Source organism: Rhizobium sp. SVR5-9E (assembly GCF_056755095.1).
In genome coordinates this window covers 1-19,267 of the sequence record NZ_JBNDHS010000104.1, presented here as the reverse complement: position 1 = coordinate 19,267, position 19,267 = coordinate 1, and the positions used below count along the sequence as shown (strand labels likewise).

General features: G+C 58.6%; 16 protein-coding genes. 12 read left to right on the top strand and 4 right to left on the bottom strand.

The genetic code is table 11. From position 1 onward, the window contains the following. From ACPYOJ_RS29395 to ACPYOJ_RS29365, 7 genes are all read left to right on the top strand, one after another. The coding region (locus ACPYOJ_RS29395) for an LOG family protein (RefSeq protein ID WP_481419396.1) at positions 1-438 on the top strand (438 nt) is incomplete at its 5' end. A gap of 722 nt (positions 439-1,160) precedes the next feature. After that, positions 1,161-2,615, top strand: a complete 1,455-nt coding sequence (locus ACPYOJ_RS29390; protein WP_481419395.1) for a PAS domain-containing protein — start codon at positions 1,161-1,163, stop codon at positions 2,613-2,615. Between the two features lie 215 nt (positions 2,616-2,830). Further along, positions 2,831-3,526 (top strand): CerR family C-terminal domain-containing protein, encoded by a 696-nt coding sequence (locus tag ACPYOJ_RS29385; protein ID WP_481419394.1) that lies wholly within the window; start codon positions 2,831-2,833, stop codon positions 3,524-3,526. Next, a complete protein-coding gene (gene hlyD, locus ACPYOJ_RS29380) occupies positions 3,523-4,533 on the top strand; it encodes a secretion protein HlyD (RefSeq protein ID WP_481419393.1) in 1,011 nt (336 codons plus the stop codon). Before ACPYOJ_RS29385 ends, hlyD begins: the two co-directional genes overlap by 4 nt. Next, positions 4,530-6,272 carry an ATP-binding cassette domain-containing protein gene (locus ACPYOJ_RS29375; RefSeq protein WP_481419392.1) on the top strand — a complete coding sequence of 581 codons (1,743 nt, stop codon included), beginning with the start codon at positions 4,530-4,532 and terminating at the stop codon, positions 6,270-6,272. Before hlyD ends, ACPYOJ_RS29375 begins: the two co-directional genes overlap by 4 nt. Beyond that, positions 6,269-7,423, top strand: a complete 1,155-nt coding sequence (locus tag ACPYOJ_RS29370) for an ABC transporter permease (RefSeq protein WP_481419391.1) — start codon at positions 6,269-6,271, stop codon at positions 7,421-7,423. The genes ACPYOJ_RS29375 and ACPYOJ_RS29370 overlap by 4 nt, the downstream gene beginning before the upstream one ends. A gap of 1 nt (position 7,424) precedes the next feature. Then, complete coding sequence (locus ACPYOJ_RS29365; protein WP_481419390.1) at positions 7,425-8,537, top strand: ABC transporter permease; 1,113 nt, start codon at positions 7,425-7,427, stop codon at positions 8,535-8,537. Between the two features lie 124 nt (positions 8,538-8,661). On the opposite strand, the gene ACPYOJ_RS29360 is transcribed toward ACPYOJ_RS29365, so the two are convergent. Both ACPYOJ_RS29360 and ACPYOJ_RS29355 read right to left on the bottom strand, forming a co-directional pair. Further along, positions 8,662-9,588, bottom strand: coding sequence for a sulfotransferase domain-containing protein (locus ACPYOJ_RS29360; protein ID WP_481419389.1), 927 nt, complete (start codon positions 9,586-9,588; stop codon positions 8,662-8,664). A gap of 189 nt (positions 9,589-9,777) precedes the next feature. Next, positions 9,778-11,100 carry a lipopolysaccharide biosynthesis protein gene (locus tag ACPYOJ_RS29355; RefSeq protein WP_481419397.1) on the bottom strand — a complete coding sequence of 441 codons (1,323 nt, stop codon included), beginning with the start codon at positions 11,098-11,100 and terminating at the stop codon, positions 9,778-9,780. 300 nt (positions 11,101-11,400) lie between these two features. Between ACPYOJ_RS29355 and ACPYOJ_RS29350 the strand changes: the two genes are divergently transcribed. The 3 genes from ACPYOJ_RS29350 (at position 11,401) to ACPYOJ_RS29340 (ending at position 14,698) form a co-directional block, all read left to right on the top strand. Then, positions 11,401-12,645 (top strand): polysaccharide biosynthesis/export family protein, encoded by a 1,245-nt coding sequence (locus tag ACPYOJ_RS29350; protein ID WP_481419388.1) that lies wholly within the window; start codon positions 11,401-11,403, stop codon positions 12,643-12,645. A gap of 81 nt (positions 12,646-12,726) precedes the next feature. Further along, on the top strand, positions 12,727-13,407 hold the full coding sequence (locus tag ACPYOJ_RS29345; RefSeq protein WP_481419387.1) for a PIG-L deacetylase family protein: 681 nt from the start codon (positions 12,727-12,729) through the stop codon (positions 13,405-13,407). A 52-nt stretch (positions 13,408-13,459) separates the two neighbouring features. Beyond that, complete coding sequence (locus ACPYOJ_RS29340; RefSeq protein ID WP_481419386.1) at positions 13,460-14,698, top strand: DegT/DnrJ/EryC1/StrS family aminotransferase; 1,239 nt, start codon at positions 13,460-13,462, stop codon at positions 14,696-14,698. On the opposite strand, the gene ACPYOJ_RS29335 is transcribed toward ACPYOJ_RS29340, so the two are convergent. Then, complete coding sequence (locus ACPYOJ_RS29335) at positions 14,695-15,861, bottom strand: glycosyltransferase family 4 protein (RefSeq protein WP_481419385.1); 1,167 nt, start codon at positions 15,859-15,861, stop codon at positions 14,695-14,697. The two genes, ACPYOJ_RS29340 and ACPYOJ_RS29335, sit on opposite strands and share 4 nt — an antisense overlap. 17 nt (positions 15,862-15,878) lie before the next feature. Beyond that, positions 15,879-17,222, bottom strand: coding sequence for a pectate lyase family protein (locus ACPYOJ_RS29330; protein WP_481419384.1), 1,344 nt, complete (start codon positions 17,220-17,222; stop codon positions 15,879-15,881). A 317-nt stretch (positions 17,223-17,539) separates the two neighbouring features. On the opposite strand from ACPYOJ_RS29330, the gene ACPYOJ_RS29325 reads away from it, so the two are divergent. Both ACPYOJ_RS29325 and ACPYOJ_RS29320 read left to right on the top strand, forming a co-directional pair. Next, positions 17,540-18,709 (top strand): glycosyltransferase family 4 protein, encoded by a 1,170-nt coding sequence (locus ACPYOJ_RS29325; RefSeq protein WP_481419383.1) that lies wholly within the window; start codon positions 17,540-17,542, stop codon positions 18,707-18,709. 39 nt (positions 18,710-18,748) lie between these two features. Further along, positions 18,749-19,267 (top strand): sulfotransferase family protein (locus ACPYOJ_RS29320; RefSeq protein WP_481419382.1); only part of this gene is annotated, 519 nt, incomplete at its 3' end.

Genomic DNA, 19,267 nt, shown 5'->3' with positions numbered 1-19,267 from the left:
GGGTTGATGGGCATCATTGCCGATGCCGTGCTCGAAGCCGGTGGTGACGCCCATGGCGTCATCACCGAAAGCCTGCACCAGCGTGGCCATTCCCATCCTCGCCTGACCTCAAGCGAAATCGCCCCGACGCTGCGCTTCCGCAAGCAGCGCATGGCGGAACTCGCCGACGCCTTCATCGCACTACCGGGCGGCATTGGCACGATCGAGGAACTGATGGAGGTCTGGACTATGAACCAGCTTTCCGAAATCGACAAACCGGTCGGCCTCCTGAACTCCGCCAGCTTCTTTAACGCCTTCCTCCAGTTCATCGACCACATGGTCGACACCAAGTTTCTGCCGCCAGCGCATAGACACTCGATCTCGGTGAATGCAGATGCCAACGCCTTGGTCGACCAGCTTCGCAATCATGCGCGGGTGGAAGTGCCCAAATGGCTCTAGCGTGGGTGCGCCATCTGCAAGGCAAGGGACCGCAGCCGACGACGACGCCGACCGGACGCCGGGAACCGAGTGGGTTTCCGCCAGTTTGTATGGCTGGAACGCGAGGCGAACCTGCGGACTGTAGTTCCCCCAGTTTGGCGTTCCGCTTTCGCGGCTACAACTTTTGGAAGGCAGCTTGTAGCCGGAAACGCGATGGACGCGCTTTCTTACCCTTTTGGTAAGCAGGTCCATCGCGCATATCGCGGGGCACAAGGAACCTTTGTAAATCGAAGGCGTTAATTGCAAGCGCAGCGAGTCACGTCGAATTTAACGACGGAAGCAAAGCGGCCACCCCAACCTCGAGCCCTGGGATCGCAGGGCTCGTTCTCCCGATCCAGCCTCCAGCGTTCCAGCGCGTCCGCGCTGCTCTGCGCTTCGGTCCTCGCTTAGGGGCTGGTCCTAGCGTTTGCGCAACCTTGTCGTGAACCGAAGGAAAGCGTAGATTGCATATTCCGGATCTCGCAGGTGGAGGCCGCCTGCCGGTGTGAGGGCCTGTGAGCGAGGATGGCCTTATTTCTTGCCGACTGCAACTCTCAGTAAACGTAGTTGGCGCAGCGTTCCGTGCTTGCGAGGTGCACTCACGTTACGGGCATTCGTTTTGCATGCGTACTCAATCGACAGGCACCGACCCACTGGGCTCCAGCCCGCCGAGCAGTGTCGCCGTCACCAGCGGAGGCGGTGCGATGGGCGCGCTCATGCTCACAACGGGGCCGCTTGAGGAGGTGCTCGATGCGATCATGGAACTGCAGCACGCGGACTTTGGTGACGTGCAGCTCTATGATGCCGCGACCGGTACCCTCCGTGTTGTAGTACAAAGCGGGTTCGCGGACGAATTGCTCACTGACTTCCGAACAATCGACGCCAGCGACACTTCGGCCTGTGGGCAGGCGCTGAAGCAGGGCAACCGGATCATTGTCGAAGACGTCTTAAGAAATCCCGGCTTCGCATTTTACCGGGGCATCGCCCAAAAGTTTGGCTTTCGAGCCGTGCAGTCGACCCCTCTCATCGACCGTAACGGTGCGCGCCTCGGCGTGTTGTCCACCCATTTTCGCAAGCCGCATCGGCCATCCGAACGCGCCCTGCATCTGACTGACCTTTATGCCAGGCAGGCCGCGGACGTCATCTCTCTAATGCTTGCCGAACAGCGTCTGCGCGAGAGCGAAGAACGTTTTCGGAACTTTGCACAGAACTCAGCAGATGTGCTCTGGATCCTCGACGCGGCGTCGAAACAGCCGGAATATCTGAGCCCCGCCTTCATGCGAATCTGGGGCGAGTCGCAAGATATCGTTCTAGGGGACCTTGGCCGCTTTTTGGAAACCGTGCACCCGGAGGACCGTCAGGCGGTGATCGCTGCCGTTGATGCGGTACTGCAAAAGGGAGAGGTCATCGTTCAGGAGTATCGGATAATAAGGCCTGACGGGAGCGTGCGCTGGATCAGCGACACGCACTTTCCGATCCGGGACGAACACGGGGCGATCCGCCGGGTCGGCGGAATCGCCAAGGATGTCACACGCTACGACGAGCCGCTCGTCTATGTCATAGACGTCGAGGACGGTTCGCGAGAACAGCGCATTCTGATCCTTCAGGAGGCTGGCTACCAGGTGAAGGCGTTCGCGTCCGCCCGGCAGTTCCTGGAGGTCGCCCCGGCGCTCGTGCCCGGATGCGTGCTCCTCGACACCGCCGGCTCGCCTGAGGGCGGCGTGATGTTCCCGAAGGAACTAAAGGCTCGCCAGATGAACCTCCCGGTCATTGTCGTCGGCGACTATAACACCGATGTCAGGCTTGCGATCCAGGCGATGAAGGCCGGCGCAGCGGACGTACTGCAGGCCCCTTGCGCGCCGGAGACGTTGTTGACCGCGGTGGCATCAGCACTTGCAGAGCTACGGGAGCCACCACGCGCGAGCGACGACGCGCAAGCCCGTATCGGCGGTCTGTCACCTCGTGAACGCGAGGTTCTGGACGGGCTAATCCGCGGCGGCACTAACAAGACGATTGCGAGAGAACTCGGCCTCAGTCCCCGCACCGTCGAACTCTATCGCGCGCATTTAATGGAACGGCTCGGAGTTCGCACACTTCCAGAGGCCATCGTCATAGCGGCTTCTGCCGGGTTAATTCCTCTACCTCTCCGAGAGGTCTAGAGCACGCGGGCCGTGACATCGTCCATGGCTCCAACGAGAAAAGGTTTCCGCGCCGGGTGGTGAAGACTGGTATGGAATGCTTCTCGAAGGCCGTCGCACCTTCTGTGGCGCCGACAAACTCGGCAGTCCCTATCGGAATGGCTGCGGAATCGCTGCGTTCCTTTAATATAATTCATTCGATTGACTGAAAACCGGAATTGGCGTATTGCAGCACTATGAAAGACATCAGCAATTCACGAGCAGACACCCGAAGCGACGCCACCCGCGAGAAGCTCCTTTCGGCGGCGCTTGATGTATTTGGCCGATACGGCTTCGACGGCGCCAGCACACGCAAGCTTGCCGATACGGCAGGCGTGAATCTGCAGGCCATCCCCTACTACTTCGGAAGCAAGGAAGGGCTCTACATCGCAACCGCCGAACATCTCGCGGGAGTGGTCGCCGGACACGTGGCCGAAATACGCCAGCGCGTTGGCCGCTACCTTGCGGAGCTCGATCAAACCGGCACGCCGCTCAGTGTCGCCCAAGCGCGGCTATTTCTGACGGAGATCGTGCAGACGATGGTCGTTCTTTTCGTCAGCAAGGAATCAGAAGCCTGGGCACGCTTCATCATCCGCGAGCAGCTGGAGCCGACGGCGGCTTTCGAAAGGGTCTATGCCGGCATCATGGGACCGATGATCAATATGGGGCGGAGGCTGATCGGCACGATCTTGAAAGAGGATCCCGCCTCCGAAAACGTGCGTTTGCGCAGCCTCTCCTTCGTTGGCAGCCTTCTGGTTTTCCGGATGGCAAACGCGGCAGTGCTCGCGCAGATGGAATGGGATTCCATTGGCGAGGAGCAGCTCGCAAAGCTGCAAGATCATGCACGCAACCTTGTCGCCGCGCTCGAACCGGCGAAAGGAGAAGCAGAATGAACAAGGCCATCCCGGTTGCGATCCTTCTTGCCGGCGCGGCTGCGGCCGGGTGGTGGTACGACGTGCCATCCAGGCTCGGCTGGGCCCAGCAAGGCGAACAGCACTTCACGCTCTACGGCAATGTCGATATCCGCCAGGTCTCGCTCGCTTTTCGGGTCAACGGCCGAATTGAAGAAGCACTTGTCGATGAAGGAGACGCCGTAAAGCGCGGCGCTGTTCTGGCCCGGCTGGACGAGGAGCCCTATGAGTACGCGGTTCGCTCCGCCGAGGCGAATGTTGCCGCGTTGCGTGCTACGCTCGACAAGCTCAAGGCCGGTCCGCGAGCGACGGAGATTGCGCAGGCAAATGCATCCTACAACGAAAGCCTTGCCGACCTGGAGAACGCCAGCCTCGCTTATGACCGTGCCCGGCAGTTGCGACCTCAGGGCACGATCTCTCAGGCCAATCTCGATCAGGCGACGGCCGCAAGAGCGATGGCTGCAGCTCGCGCCGAATCCGCAAAGCAAGCGCTCGCCCTGCTGAAGGAGGGCAGCCGCGCCGAGGATATTGCGGCGGCGGCGGCGCAGCTGAAGGCTGCCGAAGCAACCCTCGAAACGGCGCGGACATCGCTCGCCGATACGCAGCTTCTCGCACCGAACGACGGCATCATCCTGTCGCGGATCAAGGAACCGGGCGCGATCGTGTCATCCGCCGATCCGGTCTATGTGCTGTCGTTGACGGAACCTGTCTGGATTCGCAGCTATGTCGCCGAAACGGATCTTGGCCGGATTCATCCGGGCATGAAGGTGAAGGTGACCTCCGATACAAAGCCGGATCAAGCCTATGACGGCACGATCGGCTTTATTTCTCCAGTCGCGGAATTCACGCCGAAGTCGGTCGAGACGCCGGAACTTCGCACCGACCTCGTCTATCGCCTGCGCGTCGTCATCGAAAAACCCGGCCCGGATCTTCGCCAGGGCATGCCCGTGACGCTGCGCTTGCCTTCATTGCAGACGGCAGAAAAATGAGTAACTCGGAAAAGCCGCGCGATATCGTCGAACTCGGTCGCCTGACCGACGTGACGAAGCGCTTTGGCACGGCGAAAGCGGCGCTGGACGCAATCTCGGGCTCGATCCGCGGCGGTGAGATCACGGGGCTCGTAGGCCCCGACGGTGCGGGCAAGACCACTTTGATCCGGCTGATGACCGGTCTGATGCTTCCGGATAGCGGCACAGTGGAGGTGCTGGGCTTCGGGACGCGCGACCGAGCGGCTGACATCCAGGCGGCCATTGGCTACATGCCTCAGCGCTTCGGCCTTTATGAGGACCTCTCGGTCCAGGAAAATCTCGATCTTTATGCTGACTTGCGCGGCTTGCCTAAGAGCGAGCGCGCCGCTGCCTTCGATGAGCTTCTGACCTTCACCGACCTGAAACGCTTCACCGGACGTCTTGCCGGAAAGCTGTCGGGCGGCATGAAGCAGAAGCTTGGGCTTGCTTGCGCACTTTTGAAGAAGCCGCGCCTTCTGCTCCTTGATGAACCTGGCGTTGGCGTCGACCCGATTTCCCGGCGCGACCTCTGGAAGATGGTCGAGAACCTGAAGCAGGAAGGCATCGGCGTCGTGTGGTCGACGGCTTATCTCGACGAGGCGGAAGCTTGCGATCGCGTTCTCTTGATGAATGAAGGCAGGCTGCTTTTTTCCGGCGAACCGAAGGAACTGACGCGCCGGGTCGAGGGCCGTGTCTCCCGGTTGACCGGTGTGTCGGGGCGCCGCCGTCAGCTGCTCGCCAAACTGTTGGACGAGGAAGGCGTCGTCGATGGCGTAATCCAGGGCGAAGCGATCAGGCTGGTCACTGCCGAAGGCCGGGTACCCAGCTTTGCCGCTGCCGGCGCAGCTATAATAAGTCCGGCCGAGCCGCGTTTCGAGGACGCGTTCATCGACATGTTGGGTGGTGGACCAGGCGGCCGGTCGCGGCTTGCGGAAGCGCAGGAAGCGCTTGCCAGAAAGGATGACAAGCCGGTCATCGAGGCGAAGGGGCTCACCAAGCGTTTCGGAGACTTCACGGCGGCCGAAAACATCACGTTCGAGATCCCGCGCGGCCAGATATTCGGACTGTTGGGACCAAACGGCGCGGGCAAATCGACGACCTTCAAGATGCTTTGCGGCCTTCTCAAGCCGACGAGCGGTGAAGGACGGGTGGCCGGCTTCGATCTGCGGCGCGACGCAGCCGAGGCACGCAATCATCTCGGCTACATGGCGCAGAAATTCTCGCTCTACGGCGATCTCAGCGTGGCACAGAATCTCCAATTCTTTGCCGGCGTCTACGGGCTGACCGGTGCCCGCAAGCGCGAGCGTACCCAACTGATGGCATCGATTTTCGATCTTGAATCCCGCCTCGCCATGTCCGCCAAGGATCTGCCATTGGGGCTCAAGCAGCGGCTGGCGCTCGCCTGCGCGGTCATGCACGAGCCGGAAGCACTCTTTCTGGACGAACCTACATCAGGCGTCGATCCGATCACGCGCCGCGAATTCTGGACGCATATCAATGCGCTCGTCGAAAAGGGCGTCACCGTGCTTGTCACGACGCATTTCATGGATGAGGCGGAATATTGCGATCGCATCTCGCTGATCTATCGAGGCCGTTCGATCGCTCTGGGCTCGCCAGATGAGTTGAAAGCGAAGTTCATAACTGCCGACAACCCCGATCCGACGATGGAAGATGCATTTATCGCGCTGGTGCAGGCTTCGCAGGAAAGGATTGCGGCATGACGGCCCCTCTCCCCAAAACGAGCGCGCTGTCCCTGTCCAACCGGGCCCGTCGCTTTGCTGCGCTTGTTCGGAAGGAGAGCCTTCAGGTGATACGCGATCCGAGCAGCATTCTGATTGCATTTGTGCTGCCGCTGATCCTGCTCTTTTTGTTTGGTTATGGCGTTTCGCTGGACACAACTCGAACGCGCGTCGGATTGGTGATTGAGGAAATGACTCCGCTGACGAATGATCTCGCGGCGAGCTTCCAGGGATCCCGCTATTTTTCGGTAACGACCGGCCGCGATAGACGGCTCTTCGAAGAGGATCTGGTGCTCGCCCGCCTGCGCGGCATCATCGTCATTCCGGCCGATTTCACGAGGAACTATGCAGCGGGCAATCGGCCGCAGGTACAGGTGATTGTCGACGGCTCCGATCCCAACACCGCCAATCTCGTCCAGAACTATGTCCAGGGCGCCGTCGCCAACTGGCAACTGCAACGGCAGTCCGAAACGGAGTTGACCGGGCCGCCCATTTCCGTGGAGCAGCGCTTCTGGTTCAATCCGGAGCTGACAAGCCGGTCGTTCCTGGTGCCGGGGTCGATCGCCATTGTCATGACGCTCGTCGGAACGCTGCTGACGTCGCTCGTCGTTGCTCGCGAATGGGAGCGCGGGACGATGGAGGCGATGATGGCGACCCCCGTCACGGCGGTTGAACTGCTGGCCGGCAAGATCCTTCCCTATTTCCTGCTCGGCCTGACCGCGATGACGCTGTGCGTTGTGCTTGCCGTATTTTTGTTCGGCGTTCCGTTTCGAGGTTCGGTCCTGGCGCTTTATGCCTTGTCGGCGGTTTTCCTCATACCGGCGCTCGGACAGGGTCTGCTGATCTCGGCTGCCACCAAGAACCAGTTTCTTGCCTCACAACTCGCGCTCATCACGGCGTTCCTGCCGTCCTTCCTGCTGTCCGGCTTCCTCTTTGAGATCAATTCGATGCCGACAGTGATCCAGTGGATCACTTTCATCGTGCCGGCGCGTTATCTGATCCCCAGTTTGCAGACAGTTTTCCTCGCCGGTGACATCTGGCCGATGTTCCTCCATTCAATCATCGCCATGGCCCTCATCGGTTCTGTGTTTTTTCTGCTCGCTGCGCGCAGCACCCGAAAGAGGATTGGCTGAGATGTGGTGGTCGAGATTGAAAGCGCTCATCGTCAAGGAACTTCTGGCGGTGCTCCGTGATCCGAAGGGCCGCGCCATCCTGATCGGCCCGCCGATCGTGCAGCTGCTGATCTTTTCCTATGCTGCAACGCTCGAGGTTCGAAATGTCGACGTGATGCTGCTCAACCGAGACACGGGTTACTGGGGGCAAGAACTCGTGGAGCGCATCGAAGGCTCACCGACATTCCGCCAGGTTTTCACAGCCGACACGCCGGCGACCGTACGGGATGCGATCGATCGCCAGACGGTGACTGTGGCAATCGAAATCGGCGCGGACTTCTCCCGCAAGATCGAAGCTGGGGAGCCCGCTGACCTGCAGGTCATTCTGGATGGCCGGCGCTCGAATGCGTCACAAATCGTCTCGGGCTACATCACGCAGATTGTCGCGGGATTGTCTGCGGAGACGCCTGCGGGAGTGCGCGGAGCTACCCGTTCCATCGCGACGGTGCCGCGCAACTGGTTCAATCCCAATCTGATCTTTCAGTGGTTCATGGTGCCAAACCTGATTGCGAGCATCGCGCTGCTGATCGGGCTCATCGTCACCGCCCTCTCCATCGCCCGCGAGCGCGAGCTCGGCACTTTCGACCAGCTGATGGTGTCGCCGCTTCGTACCCATGAGATCCTGATCGGAAAACTCATTCCGCCGATGATGATCGGGCTCTTTCACATGACGATCTATATTCTAGCGGCGATCTTCATTTTTGGCGTGCCGTTGCGCGGCTCGCTGCTGCTGCTTTACGGCAGTTCGCTTTTCTATCTCGCCGCGGTTGCCGGCTTGGGGCTTTTCATTTCTGCCCTGTCCATGACACAGCAGCAGGCGATCCTCGGCGCCTTTCTTTTCATGGTGCCGGCGATGCTTCTTTCCGGCTTTGCCACACCGATCGAAAACATGCCGGACTGGCTGCAGCCGGTCACGTTGATCAACCCGCTGCGCTACTTTCTGGTGATCGTAAAGGGCATCTTCCTCAAGGACATCCCGTTCAGCGAGGTCTGGCGCCAAACATGGCCGCTCGGCCTGATCGCTGCCGGAACCCTCAGCACCGCGTCATGGCTGTTTCGAAGGAGACTGGAGTGACTCAGCTCGCAGCTCTTGCCCCCTCGATCGCCATATTGGCGGCAAACCATGCGCGCACCCATCATCGTGAAACTTGCGGGGTCCACGAACCAAGAAAACAATCGCAAACTTCGCATTGCTGGCTTCAAGGGCGGCGAGAGGCCATATCAACCCCGGCTTCTATCATTAGCGCTTTTGCGCTGGGAGATAGGTTGCGGTTGCAAATCGCTTCGATGCGGGAAATCTGGGCGCTGCTTAGATAGCTGCGAAAACCGCCTACCTGCCCCTTGCGCATGCGCAGGCTCTCACCGTCTTTGCGGTCATATTCGTGCCCGGGGAGACCCTCAACGACCTCCATTTTCCGCATTCTCTCAAACTGTCCTGCTTCTATGGCAGCCATCAAACGTTGATGATCGATCTCGCAACCGATGAAGTCCAGCAGAGCGGAGACCTCGCTCACAGGGTCAGCCGACATTCTCTCGTAGCCGAGAACGTGATAGGGCCTGCCCTGCAGCTTCCGGCTCCATCGGTTAAGATAGGAAATGATCAGAGGCAATCCGCGCTGGCGATCATCGATGAAGCTGTCCAACGATCCGGAAAAGCTACTCTTGTGCCGGGTTGTATGGAAATAAGCCGATACGAGCACGTCTCGTGGGTCGCGAACCATGAAAATGACTGGCAGCTGCTTTGGCAAAAGCAGCCAATTGACCTCATGACTGACGAGCACCATCGGTATCTTGCCAGCCGGGACCTGGCTTCTAAAAGCTGGAATCCCTCTGACCGGGTCGAGGTCGAAATTCGGGATAAACGCGAACATGTCGTGTAAATTCAGTGCGGCAGAACCCTTTTCAAAGCCGCTGGCAAAGTAATGCGCCAGTACATAGCGCAGCCACGTCCGGCCTGATTTTGGAAAGGAAACCAGAAGAGCGTCAGCCAGGGAAGCGTAGTTTTTCAGACTAATTTGCTCGCCGACTTTGCCTAATTGGCGCCAGCCGTAACGTGCGATTTCTTGCGGCCTTGTTAGTCGGTGCCAAATTTTTTGCCGGTTCCGCAAGCCAGTAGGAAAGTACATCGTGCCTGCCCCCACTGCGATACAACGATGCCATTGTAATGGAAATTTGGCAGATCGCACCTAATCCTAATTGGTGACTGGCGAGCAGCTTGGCACGAGCCTGAGGTTCGCCGCACTTGATGCGAGCCCTGGTCGCAGATCTCAGTGGCGAACACCGCAGGCATAGGCGAGATTGATCGTACGGATTCGCTAACCTGTCGGCGCCCGCAAACGCTGCCGGTAGGCAGCCATCATGCCAGTGACCCAGATGCAGGCCATCACGATATGAGCAATGTTCGCGCCCATCGGCCCCAACCTCGGGACCAGCAAGATCAACGTCAGATGAAAGAAAGCGATGGCGATAAAGATGCTGCGCAGCGCGGAGCGTTCCAAACTCATCGCCAGCAGGGCCGAGTAAAGAACGGTGGCATTCAGGATGAACACGACAGCCACCATCTGAACCATAACAAGCGGACCGGCGGCAACGAACTCCGGGCCCGCCGTGAGTTCCAGGACCTTGTTGATCGCCGCAGCAATGATGATCAACGCGATGACACCGAAGCAGATCAGCAATAATTGCGCCTGAGCAATCATCTTGCGAAAGGCGGCGAGATCCTTCGAAGCCCAGGCCCTGGCGAGATCCGGGAAAAGCACCGCTTGCACCTGAGCGCCGACCTGCTGCGCGATGCGGCCGATGCGTTTTGCTATGTGATAGAGGCCGGCGGAGGCCGGGTCGGTAAGAAAGCCCACCAACAGGGTATCCAATTCGCTCGCGCTGGAGCGGATCGACGATGAAAGGTTGGACGATACCGAGAACCTGAAGAGCCCGGGAAAGCGCGTCGTGATCCCGCGAAGCGGAGCTGACATGACTTTGTGGATGCCCCGGGCCCGGAGTTCGATAAACGCCAGTATCGTCATATTCAACGAGCCCAGGATCTGGGTACCCGCCCAAAGCATAAGAAATTCGGTCAAACCCCACCCCGCCGCCAGGCCGAGGCCGCAGAGCAACACGCGGATACAGGTTCCCACGACCTGGGCGTAGGCAAGCACCTGATACCTGTCGAAGAGCCGCAACGCAGCGACCGACATCCCGGTCATTTGAAACGGCAGAACCGTGCAGAACATGATCACGTAACGGCTCGTGTCTTGGGAAATGCCAATTCTAGGTCCAGCCACAAGGACGAGCAGTACTGCTATCGCCCAGGCAAGCAAGGCAGTCCCCATGTCGAGAAGCAGGCCGAATTTGAAAAGCGCCCTGAGCGCGTCCCGATCTTCGTCGTGCAAAACCTCGGCGCCATACTTGATGAGCGGTTGCCAGGAGCGGAAGGCGAGAAGACGTTCTATCCCGCGCGCATAGGCAAAGGAAAGCGCAAGGATGCCGTATTGCGACGGCCCCAGTGCACGTGCTGTGAGAGCAAAGCCGATTAAGCCAATGAACGAACTAGCGAAATTTCCGGCAAGGAGATGGCCAATGTTGCGCAGGCGCTGAGCAAATCGCGCCTCATCGTTCCAACCCTGAAGAAATCGCGCCATTTGTGCGCGATGGCCCCCATGCATTACGCAAACCTCCTCCTTTAGCAGAAAAGATCGCAGATCTCGACTTCCAGCGTAATAAGCGCGCGCTCTAATTGAATAAACATGCAACAACTACATATTATATCTAATTACTTTTGATTATACTCGCATAACGTTCAGGTGTGAAAATATTTCGTTCGTTTTATTTTTAGCTAAACATGCCATTTAACATTTGTTTACTTGACGAAAAAAGCAACAACAATCTTTATATTACAGCGGAATATGGTTTCGTCGCCTGCGGCGTCAAAGGGGGACATCATGCCAGCGCTTCGTTGGATGGAAGACGGTTCGTTTTCCGGAGTACGAGGCAGTGTCCTGCGGTGGGTGGCGTGCGTCGCCGCCGCGGGGCTAGTTGCCGCTGGCAGCGTGCGCGCCGAGGCGTACCGCTTGCAGCCGGGAGACGTGATCTCCTTCGATTTTCTTGACGACGCAGAACTGCCGGTTTCGCTCACGATCGACGGTGATGGCGACGCGCAATTTCCCTTGGTCGGGGGAGTTGAAATCAGCGGGCTTACGGTCGTCGAAGCTTTGGGTAAATTGCGATCAGAGTACAAGGACCGGCAGATACTGGTCGATCCAAAAATCGCTTTGAACATAACCACTTACAAGCCGATCTTCGTGCTAGGCGAGGTGAAGAATCCTGGCTCTTTTCCGTATCATCCGGGCTTGACCGTCGACCAGGCAATTGGTCTTGCAGGCGGAACCTTAACGGCGGCGTCAAACGCCGCCGACAAGATCATGACGCGTGCGCGATTGCGTGGCGAGATTGACGGCGCCGAAGTCGAAATCGTCCATGAAGCAATCTATGCGGCACGGTTGGCGGCTCAATTGCGTGGTGCCGAAACGATCGACCTGAACGACGCGCCGGAAACCGCGCGGCCATATCTCGAACGCGCATCACTCAAGAGCGTGCTCGAGATCGAAGAGAAGATTCTGAAGACAGATCTCATCACGACCAAGGCTCAGGCCGAGATTCTCACGCAGAGCATCGCCGAAACGGATTCAAGCTTGAAAATCCTCGCTGAGCTCGAAGCCGAGCAAAAGGATGTCGTGGCGATGAACGAGCGGGACCTTGAGCGCGTGACGAATCTTCGCAAGCGCGAGCTGACCACAGAAACCGATCTATCCCGCGTCAAGAACACGACTTCAAACGAGAAATCTCAGCTTCTGGAGATATATGCGGAAATCTCGCGTTCGAAGCTGCAGCTGGGGAACCTCAAACTGGAACTGTCCAAGTTGCAGGCAGATCGGCAGAACGACATATTGCTGAAGCTGCAGGAGCGCGAAGCGGCCATCAAGAAACTCGAATCCACGCGCCAGTCCGCCGAAGAGCAATTTTATCTCCTTGCCTCCATCGCGGCTGACGAAAGGAAGGGCGACCAGATCTCCTTCGCCTATGAGGTTCGCCGCCCCAAGAACGGCGTCAATACAGTGATCAACGGCGCGCCTTTCACGGAGCTGCTTCCGGGGGATGTCGTCGCGGTCTCGATTGCGGGAATGTAACGCTAAGGAACGCGCGTGGACCTGAGCTCTCGATCCCTCACAACTTCGGGAACGCTCACTGCGGCGAAAGGCGACGCGCCCATGTTGAGTGAGCTCTTCGGCAGGACACTCGTTATTGCGCCCCATGCGGACGACGAGGTTCTCGGGGCAGGCGGAACAGTGGCCCGGCTTGCCTCAGAAGGATCCGACGTGCGCATCGCCATCGTAACGGAAGGCAAGCCACCGCATTTCCCCTCGGAGGGCGTGGCGCGGGTGAAGGAGGAGGCACGGAGGGCGCATGCGATCCTCGGCGCAGCCGAGACCTATTGGATGGGCTTTCCGGCCGCCGGCTTGGCGGAGACCGTCGTCGCCGATCTGAACGCCTCGCTCTTTGAACTCGTGGCGGAAAGTGCGCCGCAGACGCTTCTCATCCCGTTTGTCGGAGACATGCACGTCGATCACCAGATCGTCTTTACCGCGTCTCTTGTGGCAGCCAGACCGCACCAGGTACAATTTCCAAAATTGATCCTGGCGTATGAAACACTCTCCGAGACGAATTGGAACGCGGCTTATGTGACGCCCAATTTCGCGCCGAACGTCTTCGTCGATATCGAGGATCATCTCGAGACCAAGTTGAAAGCGATGGCCGCGTTTGAGTCTCAGATCCGGCCGGTTCCGCACGAACGCGCCATCGAAACCTTGAAGGCGCTGGCGACGCTGCGTGGCGCGACCGTCTTCAAGCGCGCGGCCGAGGCATTCGTGTTGGTCCGGCAGGTTCTGTAACGCAAGAACCTGCCTGTGAAATGGCCATCGCATCCAAAATGCGGAGGAGGAAATGGCACACTGGCCGGTGTTTGACGAGCAACAGATTGAAGCAGTGGCATCCATGCTTCGTACCGGGCAGGTCAACGCATGGACCGGGCCTTATGTCCGGCAGTTCGAAGAAGCTTACTCTGCCTTCCTTGGCGTAAGGCACGCCATCGCTGTCACGAATGGCACTGCGGCTCTCGAACTCGCGCTCTTCGCGCTCGACTTGAGGCCCGGAGACGAAGTCATTGTTACTCCTCGAAGTTTCGTCGCGTCTGCGGCCTGTGTGCCGTTCTGTGGCGGCGTGCCAGTCTTTGCGGATGTCGATCTGGACAGCCAGAACCTGACAATGAAAACCATTGCGGAGAAAGTCTCACCGAGGACGAAAGGCATCATCGTCGTTCACCTCGCCGGCTGGCCCTGCGAGATGCCTGAGATCATGGCCTTTGCCCGCGAGAAGGGTCTCTGGGTCATTGAAGACTGCGCCCAGGCTCATGGGGCTGAAATCGACGGCCGGCCGGTCGGCTCGTTCGGCGACATTGCCGCCTTCTCGTTCTGCCAGGACAAGATCATCACGACAGGCGGCGAAGGCGGTCTCATTGCGATGAACGACTCATCCCTTTGGGCGAAGGCCTGGAGCAGAAAGGATCACGGTAAGTCATATGGAGCCGTCCAAGGAAAGGCCGGTGGAAGCGGTTTTCGATGGCTTCATGAATCCGTCGGCACGAACCTGCGAATGATGTCTTATCAGGCTGTGCTTGGTCTGTGCCAGCTTTCGCGGCTTGCGGAACTGCAGGCGGCCAGGGAACGAAATGCGCGCATCCTTGTCTCCGCGACGATTGACCTCGACGCCCTTCGGACACCTGTACCGCAGGATGGTATCCGCCATGCGTACTACCGCTTCTACACGTTCGTGAGACCTGATCATCTGAAGCCGAGTTATGACCGGGATAAAATCCTGGCAGCCCTGAACGAGCGCGGCCTTCCCTGCTTCGTCGGCAGTTGTCCGGAGATCTATCTCGAAAAGGCATTCACCAGCCTGGGGCGATCGGTCGAGAGATTGCCCGTCGCCAAGGCGCTCGGTGAAACGAGCCTGGCCTTCCTCGTTGATCCCAGCTTGACTGAAGAGGCAACGATACAAAATGCCAAGCTTCTTCGAGAAACCGTACTTGCCGCAACCGGCACAGGCAGAAAATCAGCTCGGAGACAACGGTCGCCAGCAGCGGTAGACGGCGTCATAGCGGCAGGCCTGAGGCTTAGGCACTAGTACCGCCCTCGCCTGGCTAACGGTCGAGGTGACGCCGCGAGCGCTGAGGCGACCAAGTCGTCCCAAGCCTGCAGCACGCGCTCCTGCGAGTAGGATTTCGCACTGCTTATGGCATTCTCCGCCAGCTTTTCTCTCAGGGTGCTATCCCGAAGGACCAAATCAAGCGCATCCGCCAGCGCGTCGACATTCTCCGGTTCAACGAGAATTCCGTCATGTTTGTCGGTGACCATTTCACCGGGGCCCCATTTGCATTCGAAACTCACGACCGGAATGCCAGCGGCCATGGCCTCAAGAAGAACGATGCCCCACCCCTCATAGCGTGACGATAAGACGAAAACGTCCGCGGTCTCGATCCACTGGCCAGGGCTCGACGTCACGCCCGGCATCTCCACCCGCTGCTTCAACTTAAGCTTGGCACATAGCGTTTGAAGCCTGCCGCGGTCCTCGCCCTCGCCCCAAATGACAAGTTTCCACTCCTGGTGCCGGTCTGCGACTTTGGAGAATGCCTGCAGGAGCAAATCGAAACCTTTCTGATGCGTCAGCCTGCCGACGGCGGTCAACGTCCTGCCAGTCCTGCGGTCGGTCCAATTCGTGGGAAGATCGACGGCGTTCGGAATGACGCGCGCCTTCTGTCTAATGTCATCCGGAAAATACGCAAGCGCCCCATGGGTCATCGTCACCAGACAAAAAGCACGTGGATAGAGCTTACCGCGCAGCCATTTCCACACAACGCCGAAGGGTTGGGCATCGGGATTGTTGCGCTCCGAAACCGCAATCGGAATGCCGGAGCCTAACATAGCAATCAGCGCCGTCACGTTGGTGCGCGTGAGGAAGCTCAGCACAAAAGCCGGATCGGCTTGACGTATCGCCGAGCGTAACCGCCAGATCCGCTGCCAGACTGCGATCGCCGACACAAGCCTGCCCGTCTTCTTCCCCGGCGGAAGGCCCAGTCGCGTGATGCGCACGTCATCTCGGAAGGTGTAGTAAGGTTTTGTATCCGGCGCTTCGAAAGTAACGACCGTCACGGCGTAGCCCGAGGCTGCCCAATGGTTTGCGAGAAGGCTGACGACATGTTCAGTGCCGCCTGCCGACAGCCCGGGTATCACGATGGCAATCCGGTCAGCATACCGCCGTCCGTGCGGTTCGGCAGCGGCGGTTTGCATGCCGGTGATTGCCTGTATCACTGCGGGTAACGGCCCGCGATCCGTTCTTCGGAGAGCCATTCCATGAATGCGTCGAAATGCGAAGGGCCGTCAGGTGTGCTCGTTGCCCACGCGTCGTTTACTCCCGGCTTAGCGCCAAACTGCGCCTCGACGGAGTCGGCCATTCCATCCTGATCGTCGTCTTTGTAGGCTGCCGCGCTTTGCATCGCTGGGATTTGCCCGGGCGCAGTCACCATCCGGCCTTTGCCGTTCTGACCTTGCGGCCCCATGTCCCTCACCCAGGCCTGATCGAGACTATCTCGTGGGAACGCGCCGGATTTTGTACGAACGTCATCATAGGCTTTTGCTGCCGGGGCGACCTCGCTCACACTCAAGGGGCAAGGCGGGCTGGAGACGAGGAACCGCTCGGTTTCCGGCGCCACGGTGACGATTGTCTTGGTGGGCGGCGCCCAGGTGACATTGCCTTCCTGATAGATCTGGGGATCGGCAACCCGCGCTGCGTCCTGCGCCTTGATGGCATAAGTCAAATCATGCGTGCTTGGACCTGCCTTGAAATAATTCCCCGCATACGCGATCGGCGTTCCGCCGGGATACTGAGAGAAGACCTCCGCCCATTCGGACTGGGCGTTGTAAAAAACGTTGTTGATGATTTCGATGCATGACTGCCCGTAGTGATTGTTGTCAGGATTCCGGTCCCTGTTCGACAGGCAGAGATTCCTGAGGAATGTCAGGTTCTGGGCGGTTCGGGGATCGGCGCCGAGCAAAGTGCATTTGCTGTGTTTGTTGAGCCCCTCCGCCATGATCGAATCCGCGATCGTTACGTCAGAAGCGTTGGAATAGGTGCTGATATTTTCATCCGTTGCCCAGGAGATCGAGACATGGTCGACATATACCTTTCGGCTGTTCTCGATAACCAGCCCGTGAACGTTCTTGATTGTGTTCGGAAGGCGAGGCCGGAGGCGGATATGGCGGACGACGACGTCATTCGTCCCCTTGAACACCAGAAGCGTATTTTTCCCCTCACTGTCAGGTTGCTCGATCGTCAAGACGATACCGTCACCGGGGGCAGTCTGCCCTAGAATGGAGACAAAGCCATCCTCGCTGCGGACGACGAGGCTACGCTTTAGGTTGATGACGCCGGCTACACGGAAAACGCAGTTTCGCGGCCCCGTCGCCTCGATACATTCTCTAAGACTTCCGGGGCCGCTATCATCGAGATTGGTGACCGGGATGACGGTACCGTCCCTGCCGCCCTGCGCAGTCTTTCCGTAGCCTTCAGCGCCAGGGAATGCATCAGGTGCTGTGCCTGCTGCCAGAGCGTAGCCGTTGATGGCAGAGAATGTGAAAACAAGGGCCAGCACGCGCGCTGCCCTGGTGAATCTTGGCGCCGCTGTTGCCGGGTGATGCAAACTACCTTTAGCGTCTGTGCCGTTCGTATCCAAAGCCAGAACCTCCGGACTTCAACAACGCCCAACGAATGCGCCTCTGTAGTTTGCCAATCCTGCCTAATTAAATGCACGAAGCGCTCCGCCAAAATGCGCCGCTTCATGAGTAGAAGCAATAATGAATTCGGGCGACACCCAACAGTGTTGCGGCATGCTGTAATATTCAAATGACCCGTAATCGCGAAGATGCTAATCTCGCGCATTCGAAGCTTACGAGCTTTGGGATGAATTCTATGGGTTCGATGCCATTAGTCGTAATCTACCCGTTCGTCGGTGATGAATTCGGCGGAAGCGACATTTCAGCCATCAAGCTTATTGAAGCGCTTCACCCCTCTGAAGTGAACCCAGTGGTTGTCGTTCACAGCCCTGAGGGCGATTTCGCGAAATATTTGGACAGCCGGGATGTTCCTTATCTGACTGTCAACGAATTGCTTCTGAGGCCGCGCCATAGCCGCGCGACAGGAGGCGCGTCGGCTATGCTCTATCCTCTGGCGGCCGCGCACATGGTTCGTTTTCTCAAGCAGCACAAAGCGGATATCGTTCATACAAACAGCGGGCTGATCCATAGCACATGGGCCCTCCCCACGGTCCTTGCCGGAGCGCGCTTGCTTTGGCACCACCGGGGGGATCCTGCTGCTCGAGGCGTGAACCTCCTGGCGCCCTTCATTGCCAGTCACATTGTTACCGTTTCCAACTTTGCCAGGCCCTCCTCGCCTCTCATTTCCATTGAGAGACGAACCTCAGTGGTCCATAGCCCCTTCGACCATCCGGACGTGCTGCCGGACAGGGAAGAATGCCGCATGGAGCTCGTTCAAGAGCTTGGGTTGGATGAGGAAACCCGCCTTGTCGGATTTTTTGGCGCCCTCATCGACCGGAAGCGGCCCATCCGCTTTGTCGAAGCGGTACACGCATTTCGCTCGCAGCATCCGGAAGTGAAGATCGCTGGTCTGCTGTTTGGCTCGCCCGAGCAATACGGAAAGCGGCTCGACGGCGAGGTGATGGAACGCGCGCGGGAACTGCGGATCGAAGACGGCATCCACCTCATGGGTTTCCGCTCGCCGATCAACCGGCTGATGTGCGCCATGGATATTCTGCTCGTTCCGGCCGTAAACGAACCATTCGGACGAACCCTCATCGAGGCGATGCTGCTGGGCACCCCGGTTGTCGCGACGAACCATGGGGGAAATCCGGAAGCAATTGTCGATGGCAAGACCGGCTATTTGGTTGAGCCGGAACGTCCAACCGCCTTTGTCGCGCCGATGGCCAGCCTCTTGAAAGACCCTGCCGAGTGGAGGCGCATAAGCGAAAACGCGCGGTCCTCTGCATTGAAAAGCTACGGAATACGCCCGCATACGGAAGAGATAATGCGCATCTATCGTCAGATCACCGGCAGAGCAGCATGATCTAATCGCCGGCCAGATCTAGCAAAGAGGGGAATAAGCATGCGTATCGACGACCTTGGCTTTCTGATCATCGGCGCAACGAAGAGCGCGACGACGTGGCTCCAGCGTTCGCTACAGAACGACCCCAATGTCTATATGCCCGATCCCGAACTGCATTATTTCAGCCGCCAATTCAGCAAGGGACAGGACTGGTACCTGTCACAGTTTCGGGTGACAGATAACTCTCGGGTGGTAGGTGAAAAATCGAATTCCTACCTGGAAGCACCGGAAGCCGCCCAGCGCATCAAGGACAGCCTGCCAAATGTGCTGCTGATCGCCCAATTGAGGAATCCGGTCGATCGTGCCTATTCGGATTACTGCATGCTCCTCCGAAGAGGTGACGTGACAAGAGACGTCGAAGCTTATTTGGAGCCGCGCAAAGGCGCAGAGGGGCGCTTCCTTGCATGGGGACTGTATTATCTGCAGCTGTCGCGTTATCTCGATTTGTTTCCGCGCGAGCGCCTCAACATCCTGCTGTTCGAAGACCTTCTTGGTGATCCTCAGGCACACCTGAATACC